The 12295-nt window shown below is 44.1% G+C and carries 11 protein-coding genes; 6 read left to right on the top strand and 5 right to left on the bottom strand.

What is annotated here, in order from left to right; all coding sequences use genetic code 11:
* Window positions 1-23: 23 nt before the first annotated feature.
* Together PK654_RS18930 and PK654_RS18935 are read left to right on the top strand one after the other, a co-directional pair.
* Window positions 24-1298, top strand: a complete 1275-nt coding sequence (locus tag PK654_RS18930) for a hypothetical protein (RefSeq protein WP_271700629.1) — start codon at window positions 24-26, stop codon at window positions 1296-1298.
* Window positions 1299-1316: 18 nt separating this feature from the next.
* Window positions 1317-1778: an A24 family peptidase gene (locus PK654_RS18935; RefSeq protein ID WP_271700630.1), complete on the top strand. Its 462-nt coding sequence runs from the start codon at window positions 1317-1319 to the stop codon at window positions 1776-1778.
* 102 nt (window positions 1779-1880) lie between these two features.
* On the opposite strand, the gene PK654_RS18940 is transcribed toward PK654_RS18935, so the two are convergent.
* The 4 genes from PK654_RS18940 to PK654_RS18955 form a co-directional block, all read right to left on the bottom strand.
* The gene (locus PK654_RS18940; protein WP_271700631.1) at window positions 1881-2480 is read right to left on the bottom strand and encodes a TetR/AcrR family transcriptional regulator; all 600 of its coding nucleotides are present in this window, start codon (window positions 2478-2480) and stop codon (window positions 1881-1883) included.
* A gap of 230 nt (window positions 2481-2710) precedes the next feature.
* Window positions 2711-4141 (bottom strand): aspartate ammonia-lyase, encoded by a 1431-nt coding sequence (gene aspA, locus PK654_RS18945; protein ID WP_271700632.1) that lies wholly within the window; start codon window positions 4139-4141, stop codon window positions 2711-2713.
* Window positions 4142-4459: 318 nt separating this feature from the next.
* On the bottom strand, window positions 4460-5761 hold the full coding sequence (locus PK654_RS18950) for an anaerobic C4-dicarboxylate transporter (protein ID WP_271700633.1): 1302 nt from the start codon (window positions 5759-5761) through the stop codon (window positions 4460-4462).
* A gap of 475 nt (window positions 5762-6236) precedes the next feature.
* Window positions 6237-7142 carry a LysR family transcriptional regulator gene (locus PK654_RS18955; protein WP_271700634.1) on the bottom strand — a complete coding sequence of 302 codons (906 nt, stop codon included), beginning with the start codon at window positions 7140-7142 and terminating at the stop codon, window positions 6237-6239.
* Between the two features lie 494 nt (window positions 7143-7636).
* On the opposite strand from PK654_RS18955, the gene frdA reads away from it, so the two are divergent.
* From frdA to frdD, 4 genes are read left to right on the top strand one after another with little or no spacing between them, the layout of a single operon-like run.
* Window positions 7637-9505 carry a fumarate reductase (quinol) flavoprotein subunit gene (gene frdA / locus PK654_RS18960; protein WP_271699068.1) on the top strand — a complete coding sequence of 623 codons (1869 nt, stop codon included), beginning with the start codon at window positions 7637-7639 and terminating at the stop codon, window positions 9503-9505.
* Window positions 9505-10242 carry a succinate dehydrogenase/fumarate reductase iron-sulfur subunit gene (locus PK654_RS18965; protein ID WP_271699066.1) on the top strand — a complete coding sequence of 246 codons (738 nt, stop codon included), beginning with the start codon at window positions 9505-9507 and terminating at the stop codon, window positions 10240-10242. The genes frdA and PK654_RS18965 overlap by 1 nt, the downstream gene beginning before the upstream one ends.
* A 6-nt stretch (window positions 10243-10248) precedes the next feature.
* A complete protein-coding gene (gene frdC / locus PK654_RS18970; protein WP_271699064.1) occupies window positions 10249-10632 on the top strand; it encodes a fumarate reductase subunit FrdC in 384 nt (127 codons plus the stop codon).
* A gap of 7 nt (window positions 10633-10639) precedes the next feature.
* Window positions 10640-11008, top strand: coding sequence for a fumarate reductase subunit FrdD (gene frdD / locus PK654_RS18975; protein ID WP_271700723.1), 369 nt, complete (start codon window positions 10640-10642; stop codon window positions 11006-11008).
* Between the two features lie 288 nt (window positions 11009-11296).
* Here frdD and PK654_RS18980 read toward each other — a convergent pair whose 3' ends face one another.
* Entirely contained in the window at window positions 11297-12199 is a 903-nt protein-coding gene (locus PK654_RS18980; RefSeq protein ID WP_271700635.1) for a LysR family transcriptional regulator, read from the bottom strand.
* Window positions 12200-12295 lie beyond the last annotated feature (96 nt).

Genomic DNA, 12295 nt, shown 5'->3' on the forward strand with positions numbered 1-12295 from the left:
TTTCTAATCACAAGTATCAGGGAATGGCTACGGTTGTACTGCTTGTATTTTTGCCGGTTATGATTCTGATGGCCCTTTTTGCTATTTATGTATCACAACAGTATTTAACTCATATACGAAATATGGAAGCGACAGAAGTAACGGCTTTGGCTATGATCGCAAGGGAAAATCAAAAGCTGAGTACTTCACAGGACCTTACGTACGCAAATAACCTGATCCAACGTTATATGGGAGATAGCCTGAAAACAGAGGTTAACTTAAGCAAAACACAGTGTGCTTATGGTGACGGTTGCGATATAGCTTACGTCCGAAATACACTGAGAGTCTCTACAGTGCATGACTCATGGCTGGCCTCTCTTCAACCTAGCAAAGGTAAGGCTCCTCTTTTTGAGCCGCAGTTTAATGTTATTGGTGGTGAGATAGTAGCGGAAAAATATGTAGCCCGGCCTGTGGACATCCATTTTATCGTGGATATGAGTGGCTCGATGAGAAAGATATGGCTTCAGGGGCATGGGCTAAGCAGAATAGAGGCGGTCAAATATACTATTAAGAATGTGTTAGATTATTTAAAGACCAAGCAGAACCCGGATTATCCTGCAAGAGTGTCTATGTCAGTATATAATTCAAAATCTATTCAGAAAATTGGTAGTGATACTTATAGCGTTGAACATAGCTATAATGGCAGTTCTCTTTCACCAATATACCATTACCCCACATTTAAGATGATGTGGATTCACCCTAAGGACTGGGTACATCACCCTGAAATACCTGTTTATGAGGGCAAAAGAAAAATACTGGTGAAAAAAGCACATTTAGAATTTCATGATCTGACACCGACAACGGATTACTCTGATTTTTATGCTAAGTTTTCGACGTTTTATCCTTATGGGCCGACAGCGTCCTGGCAGGGTATTATTGCCGCCGCTCAGATGGCTGACAAAGCAACCAATGATCCTAAAGTAGTTAATCCGGAGCAGATATTTATCCTGTTAGCCGATGGTTATGATGATTCGGATGACAAGCCGATGGCAAATGCGCTGATAGAAAAATATAAAATGTGTAATGAAATCCGAAAGCGTATCGGTAGTAAAAACAACCGCTTTTCAGCAGTCGGCGGCGCACCTACAAAGGTAACAATGGGAGTGATAGGGGTAGATTTTGACGGTGTAACAAAAAATTCTGCGTTTAAGTCCTGTTTCGGTAATAAAATTTATGTCGCTAAAACCGGAGCCGACGAGATATATAAACATATTCTGACATTGATTGAAGATGTTTCAGGACACCTTAAAGCCAAATAATGTAAAGCATTGATTGAAATGGATTCATCTATTGCTAACTTACAGGAAGAGAGGTTATTGGCTTTTTATATATTATGTGTTTTATCTGTGCGGATTATTTTCTGTGATATAAAAACAAGAAGGATTCCGGATGTTTTGAGCGCATGTGTATTGCTTGTTGGTCTGATTAACGCCTGGATAAGTGGTTTTGTAGTGGATTCTATACCGGTCGCTTTTATCGTGTTTATTATATTTTTTGTCCTCTGGTTTCTGAAAGTTATGGGTGGGGGAGACGTTAAGTTGATTGTAGCATTTACTGTTGGTATTGCTCCTCAGTTTACGCTACTGATGCTGTGTATCACTGGGCTTTTGGGGGGAATACAGTTGGGTATTATGTACTTATATCAACAACAGCCATTTACTCGTGGTATCCCTTATGGCGTACCAATTGTGATTAGCGGTCTGTTTTTTTCTCTGATTTCAATCTATGCCATTGTCTAATATTCATTACTCCTTAAGTTTTTGATAAATAGTCCAATTAGGTTGTTTTGCACAAAAAATTAGCGGAATCGCTAGTGAAAGATGAAAAGTGTATAGGCCACATTAGTTGTGGCCTTTTACGTTAGCAAGACCGGCAAAGATACCGTTGATAAGTTCACTTACCGCTTCGTCGTTCTCTGTCGCTTTGGCATAGATACGCAAACCGGTTAACTGGATTTGAATATAACGGGCAAGAAAACCGGCATCAGTGTCCGAAGGGAGTTCACCACAATCTATGGCCATCTGAATAACATCGGTAAAACGGGACTCTGCACCGGCCAGCAGGCGTTTCGCTTCAGCCAGCAGTTCAGGCTGCTCTTCCGTCAGTTCTGATATGGATTTTACCAACATGCAGATGCCGCTAGGCGCCGATGTCCGGTTAGCTATAACAGTGTTTGTCATAAACAGCTTGAGTGCTTGTAAGGGAGAGCCTGCCAACTCTAAACATTGATCTAATTGTTGTTTACTTCTGGAAGCGTAATGCTGAATAGAGAGCTTAAACAGCGCCTCTTTGCCGCCAAAACTTGCATAAATACTGCCGGGGCGCATGTCCACAACGTCTTGCAGATTGCGCATTGAGGTTGCGTGAAAGCCTTTCTGCCAATAAAGATTGGTTGCTTTCTCTACCACGTCATCACGATCAAATTTGGCTGGTTTACTCATCTTGGCTGACTTCTGGCTATGAACGTACGTTCAATTTTACCTCTAACCTATAAAAAAGACTACCGGAGTTTGCGGATTAAATTGAAAAGAAGAGTCGAGTGTGTTCGCTTACTGCTACGAGGCCAAACGCTGTAAAGTAACAGGTATAATTATTAATCACAAAAACGAAAAAAGAGCCGCTTTATAGCGGCTCCTTAAATTAGGATAAGAGCTATTTTATGATTTGATTATTAGCTAAATAATTTTGCTTTATATTCAGGCTTCATCAGGTTCTTAGTTGAGAAAATTTCATTGACTTCATTTTCTTCTAATAACTGACGCTCCAGAACGACTTGTTTAACGCTCTTACCTGTTTCTGCGCAAATTTTGCCCACAATATCACCTTCGTGATGGCCGATTAATGGGTTTAAATAAGTAACAATACCGATTGAGTTATATACAAAGTCTTCACAAACTTCTTTATTAACCGTAATTCCGTCGATACATTTATCAGCAAGGTTAATACAAGCATTATTTAATAATTCGATTGACTCGAAAATAGCCTGACCAATTACAGGTTCCATAACGTTAAGTTGTAATTGACCCGCTTCGGCAGCAAAAGTAACCGTTGTGTCGTTACCAATAACTTTAAAACAGACCTGATTAACCACTTCAGGAATAACCGGGTTTACTTTTGCCGGCATAATAGACGAACCTGCCTGCATTTCAGGTAAGTTAATTTCGTTAAAACCAGCACGAGGACCGGAAGAGAGCAGGCGTAGATCGTTACATACTTTAGACAGTTTAACCGCAAGGCGTTTAAATGCACCGTGAACAGTAACATAAGCACCGCAATCTGAAGTCGCTTCAATCAGATCTTCTGAAGGTACACAGTTAAGACCGGTTGCTTCAGCAAGGAACTGAACCGCCAGAGCCTGATAACCTTCGGCAGCGTTTAGACCAGTACCGATAGCGGTTGCACCAATGTTGACTTCAAGCAGAAGTGCGGCAGCGTATTTCAGGTTCTTGATCTCTTCTTTAAGAAGTACACTGAAAGCGCCAAATTCCTGACCTACTGTCATTGGCACAGCATCCTGAAGCTGGGTACGACCCATTTTGATGTAGTCCTGATACTCTTCTGCTTTTTTGTCAAAAGATGCTTTCAGGTGCTCAATAGAAGTGATCATCTGCATAATGCTGTTATAAACAGCAATACGGAAACCAGTAGGGTAAGCACAGTTTGTTGACTGGCTCTTATTAACATGATCGTTCGGGTTGATAATGTGGTAATCACCTTTGTTGTTACCCATCAGTTCAAGAGCAAGGTTAGCAACAACCTCGTTAGCGTTCATGTTCACGGAAGTACCTGCACCGCCCTGATAGACATCAGAGATAAACTGATCCATGCATTTACCCGTCTCAAGAATCAGGTCACAGGCTTGAATAATGTAAGAGCCGACATCTGAAGGAATTGTACCAAGAGTCATATTAGCCTTAGCTGCTGCCTTCTTAGTAAATATCATTCCACGAACAAGTTCCGGTACGTCGGAAATAACTTTTGATGAAATGTTAAAATTATTACTTGCACGTAAAGAGTGGATACCATAATAAGCTTCAGCCGGAACTTCTAATGTGCCCAGTAAATCTTCTTCTACACGGAAATTATTTGTACCGTTAACCATGACAACGACCTTTTATTGGATATTAAACTAATGGGGTAATGATGCTCCTCACTTATGTTTATGTACAATGCCAAAAAGTATCTTTTAATGCGATAACGGCATAGATGAATAACAAAAAATACGATGGGAATCTGCTTTTTTATTAAGAAAATTTCTTGCGATTTCCTGTGAGAATAGAGTGTCCAAAATAGTGAATAATATAAACGTTTAAATGAATAAATCATCAGATTTTATTCGTGATAAAATTTAGCAAATAATTAACAGAAACAAAAAAGGGCAAGCTTTGCTTACCCTTTTCAATTAGATGGTTAATGTTTATCAGATAAACAGGCCACCGAATGCAAAACCTAAAGCTACAGAGGTCGCGATTGTTACCACACCCGGAATAAAGAATGGGTGGTTGAACACGTAGCGGCCGATACGGGTTGAACCAGTGTCGTCCATCTCAACTGCTGCAAGCAGAGTAGGGTAAGTTGGTAGTACAAACAGTGCACTTACTGCTGCGAAAGACGCAACCGCAGTCAGTGGAGCAACACCGATAGCCAGTGCAGCCGGCATTAGCGCTGTTGTTGTTGCACCTTGTGAGTAAAGAAGCATAGAGGCAAAGAACAGGGTAATTGCCAGCATCCAAGGATATTGCTCAAGGATATGTGCAGAGAACTCTTTGATTTCAGCAATGTGGCTTGAAACGAATGTATCACCTAGCCATGCAACACCAAGAACACATACACACGCACTCATACCTGATTTGAAGGTTGCTGCGTTGGCGATCTTAGATGCATCGATCTTAGTGATCATTACGATAGCTGTTGCTGCGGTTAGCATAATCGCCATAATCGCCTGGTTACGGCCGATAGATGGGTTTTCGATTAGCCCTACTGTACCGCTGATCATAGTTGCGTAAGAAACTACAGCGATGATTGCAACAAGGAAGATGTATACAGATGTTTTAGCTGAAGGCAGGATTTCACGCTTAGTTGCGCCCTGAACCTTAATCAGCCCTTTTGCCATACGGTCCTGATAAACTGGATCATCTTTCAGCTCACCGCCCATAAGGTTAGCGATAAATGCACCGATCATACAAGCAACGAACGTGGTCGGGATACATACTGCCAGTAGTGTCAGATAGTCAACACCCAGTGGCTCAAGGATACCTGAGAAGAACACAACAGCCGCTGAGATAGGCGATGCTGTGATAGCAACCTGAGAAGCGACAACGGCAATAGAAAGTGGACGAGAAGGACGAATTCCCTGTTCTTTCGCCACTTCAGCGATTACAGGAAGCGTTGAGAATGCAGTGTGTCCGGTACCAGCCAGAATGGTCATAAAGTAAGTAACAATCGGCGCATAAAAAGTGATGCGTTTCGGATTCTTACGCAGGAACTGTTCTGCCAGATCAACCAGCCAGTCCATACCACCGGCAACCTGCATCGCTGCGATAGCAGTGATAACTGACATGATGATCAGAATAACGTCTACCGGAATACTACCTGCATCCAGACCTAACAGCATTGTAAGTGCAATAACACCAGCACCACCCGCAAAACCGATACCGATTCCGCCAATACGTGCCCCCAAGAATATAAACAGCAGTACAACTGCTAATTCTACGACTACCATATGGTTGTTTCCTTAAATTTAAGTGTAATTTTAGAAAGTAAAAAGTTAATAATTTTAAATTTAGTTAAAGCTCTTATTACACTGCTCTGTTTATAAAATGTAATAGGGCTTAATTAAGTCTGTTATATGTTTTGTTACTGTTTTTAACTTAAAAATAACAGCAATCAATTTGTGTTTATATACGACTCTTATATATAAAAGATAGGTATAGATGGATTATATAAGATTTAAATAAATCACTTTGATTACCATAGAGAGTACTGATATTAAATCTAATTGGGAAATGTTTCATTTGAAGCAGTTATACAAAAATAGCATCGTAATAACTTAAGATTTTGTGACTTAATTCTCTGTATCGTGGATGGAAATCAGGTAGTACCACTTAATGGGTAGATATGTTGTGAATAGTTTTTCAACTAATCGCGCGACGGATTTAAATAGCAATCAGTCGCGCAAACGTTAAATTAAGCGAATTTTAATCAAACTGGCTAAGTTCTTTAATCGGACAGGCTTTAATTAACTTTTTCCAGATCGCTTCACAGGAAGAGTGAAGTTTAGATACATAGCGATAGACATATAAATCCAGCGGTACCGGCTGAATTTCATCCAAAATAACCAGCTTACCCTGCTCAAGCTCTTGTTTAATAATATAATCCGGAAGAAAACTAATACCTTTACCCTGTAAGACAAACTCTTTGTTTAAATCGCTCATGGATGAGGTGGAGATAGTATTGTCAGATAGTTTGATTTGCGTCCGGTTCAGTGCCCGGCCCATATAGCTATCCGGGGTGTAGTCAAGGCAGGGAACGTGACTGTCAAGCTTGGTATCAAAAAGAGCATTACCATTTTCATCGGTGGCAGAAACACAGTAAAGAAGGCTTCTGCCGATATAAATAGACTGGTAAGGCGCTACCTGTAATCTGTCGTCGTAGAAAGAGAAAAGAAAATCACATTTCCCGTCAATCAGAAGCTCGATAGAGTCATCCACTTCATTGGCATCGATGGCCAGACTGGTGTTCAGGTCAGGGCTGAACAGACAGTCGTGTAACTGTGGCAGTATGCCTATGGAAATAGAATGTGCCGCACTTAAACGAACCGTATGTCTGCCTTGTACCGAGCTTCCCGCCAGACGATCAACTTCTTCATCTAATTGATAAAGTATTGATTCAGCAGTGGTTTTAAAATGCTTGCCGGATTTTGTCAGCTCTATAGGTGTTTTACTTCTGTCGATCAGAGTAATGTTTAACTCTGACTCCAGCGATTTAATTCGCCGGCTGAAAGCAGGCTGAGTAATATTTCGTGCAGAAGCGGCCTGTGAAAAACTGCCTAACTCGGCCAAAGTGATAAAATCTCTCAGCCATTTTGTTTCAATGTTATTCATCTGAAACTCCGGAATCTATCCAACGAACTCAATTTTCGAGCAGCCTTTAATAATGAAAGGCTAAGATGCCATATGGAAACATTAAAAATGCCGGGGAGCAACTTATAATTTTCACGGCAATTGCACTGGTACAGGTATGTAACAGTGTTTCTGGTAATTTTTAACATGTGACTAAGTAAACCGATCATCTAATTTAACATGCTGGTGTTAATTTATGATTGGAAAAATTTGTCTGCTATCTTGATCACATATTCTTCTACTGTTTCTATGCATTTTAGGTATCTTGATTAGTACTTTTAGCATTTTACAACATCTTTATTCACCTTTATTGTTCAGTCTGTCTGAGCCTTTAGATTTAAGAGCAAGTATTAGGCGTAATTTATTTAATCAACCTGAATTAATATCCGCGCAAATAGATATTGGAGTGAATAAAACTATTTAGTCCAATATCTATTTTCAATTATTAAAAATATAAATATCAACTGGAGAATGCTGTGAAAACCATAACCACAGATATCGCAGTCATCGGTGCCGGTGGTGCCGGTCTACGGACTGCAATCGCCGCGGCAGAAGCCAACCCTGAGTTGGAAGTTGCCCTGATTTCCAAAGTCTACCCGATGCGCTCCCACACCGTGGCCGCTGAAGGCGGGTCGGCGGCGGTCATCAAAGAAGAAGACAGTCTGGATAACCACTTTAACGACACCGTTGGTGGCGGCGACTGGCTGTGTGAGCAGAACGTCGTGGAGTATTTCGTTGAAAATGCCACCCGCGAAATGATTCAGATGGAGCAGTGGGGCTGCCCGTGGAGCCGTAAAGAGAACGGCGATGTGAACGTACGTCGTTTCGGCGGTATGAAGGTGGAGCGTACCTGGTTTGCTGCCGATAAGACCGGCTTTCATATGCTGCATACTTTGTTCCAGACATCCATCAAATATGAGCAAATCAAACGTTTTGATGAGTACTTCGTAGTTGACCTGCTGGTGGACGAAGGCGAAGTACAGGGTCTGGTGGCCATTCATATGTCGGAAGGCGAGCTGGTGACCATCAAAGCTAAGTCTGTGGTACTGGCAACCGGTGGTGCAGGCCGTGTGTACAACACCAACACCAACGGCGGTATCGTGACCGGTGATGGTATGGCCATGGCGTATCGTCACGGCGTGGCGCTGCGTGATATGGAGTTTGTTCAGTATCACCCGACGGGCTTGCCGGGTACCGGTATTCTGATGACCGAAGGCTGCCGTGGTGAAGGCGGTATCATAGTCAACAAAGACGGCTACCGTTACCTGCAGGATTACGGCATGGGACCGGAAACCCCGGTTGGCCAGCCAAAGAACAAATACATGGAGCTGGGCCCACGAGACAAAGTGTCTCAGGCATTCTGGCATGAGCAGCAAAAAGGCAACACCATCAAACACCCATTAGGGGATGTGGTACACCTTGACCTGACTCACTTAGGTGAAGAGTACTTACAAGAGCGTTTGCCGTTTATCTGTGAGCTGGCTAAAGCCTATGTGAACGTTGACCCGGCCAAAGAGCCAATTCCAATTCGCCCGACGGTGCACTACACCATGGGGGGCATTGAGACTGACCCGAACTGCGAAACCACCATTAAAGGCCTGTTTGCCGTGGGTGAGTGTGCCTCCTCTGGTCTGCATGGGGCGAACCGTCTTGGCTCTAACTCACTGGCAGAATTTGTGGTGTTTGGCCGCGTAGCGGGTGAGCATGCCGTGAAACGCGCTCAAGAGTTTAAAGGCTGGAACGATGAGTCTATCGCTACACAAGTGGAAGCCGTCGAAGCGCGTATCCAATCGCTAATGAACCAGCAAGGTGATGAAAACTGGGCCACCATCCGCACGGAAATGGGCGCCACCATGGAATCGGGTTGTGGTATCTACCGACGTGAAGATTTGCTGGAAGAGACCATTGCCAAGCTGACGGAGCTAAAAGCCCGTTATAAAAACATCAGCATCAAAGACAAAGGCAAGGTGTTTAACACAGACCTGCTGTACGCCATTGAAGTGGGCTACGGTCTGGAAGTGGCGGAAGCCATGGCACACTCGGCTATCCTTCGCCGTGAATCCCGTGGTGCGCACCAGCGTTTAGACGAAGGCTGCACAGAGCGTGATGATGTCAACTACCTGAAACACTCACAAGCCTTCTTCCGGCAAGATGCCTCTCCTGTGATTGACTACAGCGATGTGACCATCACTAAGTCTCAGCCGAAAGCGCGTCTGTACGGTGCGGCGGCGGAAGAAGCAGCAGCGAAAGAGAAAGAAGAAGAGCAAAAAGCGGCGCAGGCGAAAGCAGAGCAAGAAAAAGCAAAGCAAGCCCGTAAGGAACAAACCACTGAGGAGCAAGTCTGATGCCAGCGAACCGAATTCAGAAAATCGACATTCTGCGTTACGACCCGGCCAAAGATGCCGAGCCGTACAAACAGACTTTTGAGGTGCCGTTTGATGACACCATGTCTCTGTTAGATGCGTTAGGTTACATCAAAGACCATCTGGATAAAGACCTGACTTACCGCTGGTCTTGCCGTATGGCTATCTGTGGCTCGTGCGGCATGATGGTAAACAACTATCCGAAGCTGGCCTGTAAGACTTTCCTTCGTGACTACCCGGACGGCATGCTGATTGAGCCGCTGGCCAACTTCCCGATTGAGAAAGACCTGATTGTGGACATGACGCCGTTTATTGAACGTCTGGAAGCACTTAAGCCTTACATCCTTGGCAACGACCGTAAACCAGAAGACGGACCGAACCAGCAGACGCCTGAGCAGCTTGCCAAGTACAAGCAGTTTGCCGCCTGCATCAACTGTGGTTTGTGCTACGCCGCCTGTCCTCAGTTTGGCCTGAATCCGGAATTCTTAGGGCCTGCGGCCATCACCTTAGCGCATCGCTACAATCTGGACAGCCGTGATAACGGGAAAGATGAGCGTATGGAGCTGCTGAACGGTGAAAACGGCGTATGGGGTTGTACCTTCGTTGGCTTTTGCTCAGAAGTGTGTCCGAAGAACGTAGACCCGGCTGCCGCTGTCAATCAGGGCAAAATCGAATCGTCGAAAGACTTTATGATAGCCATGCTAACCCCACAGGAGTAGAGAAGGATGAGTAATCGAAAACCGTATGTTCGCACCATGAATGCGACCTGGTGGCAGAAAAGCAGTTTCTACCGCCTGTATATGATAAGAGAAGCGACGGTACTGCCGCTGATACTGTTCACCCTGTTTCTGACCATAGGTCTGGGCAGTCTGGTGAAAGGGCCACAGAGTTGGCAGAGCTGGCTTGAGTTTATGGCGAACCCTATTGTGGTGGCGATAAACATCGTGGCGCTGCTGGGCAGTCTTTTCCATGCCCATACCTTCTTTGGCATGATGCCGCAAGTGGTACCGGTTCGCCTTAAGGGCAAACTGGTGGATAAGAAAGTCATCGTGCTGAGCCAGTGGGCGGCAGTGGCGGCGATATCGCTAATCGTACTCATCATTGTATAAGGAGCTTATTGTGGTAGATAAACATCCAAAACGTTCAGACGAGCCGGTCTGGTGGGGTCTGTTTGGTGCCGGCGGCAGCTGGTTTGCCATGATAACGCCGGTGACGGTACTGGTGCTGGGCATTATGGTGCCGATGGGCATGATAGATGCGGAAGCGATGAGTTATGAACGCGTTTCAGAGTTCGCCACCAGCTTTATCGGTGCTTTATTTATTATCGGTACACTGGCACTGCCTATGTGGCATGCTATGCACCGTGTTCACCATGGTATGCATGACCTTAAGATCCATGCAGGTACAATGGGTAAGATCGCTTGTTATACCTTTGCCGGTCTGATTAGCGCATTAGCCGTTATCTTAACCCTAATGATCGGTTAAGTCTGCTAAGGCTCACTAAAGCGCTTCTTAAACAGGAGCGCTTTTTTTGTACCAATTTCCGCTAATTAACAAGCTCCAGATAAATTATCACACTGGCATTCGATAATTAATAAACTGAGTACGAACCAAATAGAGTTGATTTATAGGTTGATAAAACGGGTTTATTGTGAGTATTCGTCGGTTAAATAGACTATCAACACAGCATTAAATATCGTCCCTTAATACACCGCTGTATTATCCACTCTCTAGAGTCGCCTGTTAGTTATGCGAAAATGACATGGCACAGTCTCAGGCCACATGGAAATTCATGGCTGAAAACTCACACAGCTTCTGCCATACCCTTTCCCCTGCCGGGTGAAGCTTGGCATAAGAGCGGTATGCATAAATCTCCGCAGGGTTCATATCATTCTCTTTATCCAGAATAATAAGTTGCCCTGTAGCAAGTTGATCTTTAATTGAATGCTCGGGTAGCCAACCGATACCTTCGCCCTGAATAATAAGCGCTTTTACCAGTTCGGTCATGGAAGAAGAGAAAATGGGCTTAAGGGCATACTGACCGCTTATTTCTCTGGTCAGCCGCCCCATAAAACTGCCGGTAGAGTGCATAATCCAAGGCGTTAGTTCCTCTTTGGACAGCCGATACTTGGGCTGATTTTTTTCATCTACGCCGGTAACACAATAGATTTTTGACTCGCCAATCTTATGTGCAAGATAGGGTTTAGAATGGAGCTGAGAGTTCTTATAGCTCATAACGATGTCGCAGGCGCCTTCCTGAAGCATGCTGACAGCATCATCCACATCACTGGCACGGACATCAAGGATAATCTCTTTCTCTTCAGTAAACAGGTTGAACCTGAACAGGGGAAGCACATCGGTAGCGATGGAGTGTCCGGCAACAATGCTCACTTTTTGGTTGCCGAGAACCGATAGGTCGTTAATACGGACGAGTTCATATTCAAGTTGGATCATCAGGCTTCTGGCGCTGGTGCGGAACTGTTTTCCGCTCTGGGTCAGTTCTACCGGCGTTTTTTCACGGTCAAACAGCTGACAGCCGACGGCATTTTCCAGCGCCTGAATCCGGCGGCTAAAAGTAGACTGGGTTACATTTCGCTCTACTGCAGCCTTAGAGAAGTTTTTCACTTCAGCCAGTTTTAGGAAGTCCTGAAGCCATTTAGTCTCAATGTTCAGCATAAATTAAACCTTATTGCGGGAGTTATAGTAGCAGCCGAAACAGAGCACCAATATGCAATAAATGCATCAGGGTGTCAGTTAAATCATTTCTGCTTT

The sequence above is a fragment of the Vibrio sp. SCSIO 43137 genome (genome assembly GCF_028201475.1).
In the GTDB taxonomy this organism is placed as follows: Bacteria; Pseudomonadota; Gammaproteobacteria; order Enterobacterales; family Vibrionaceae; genus Vibrio.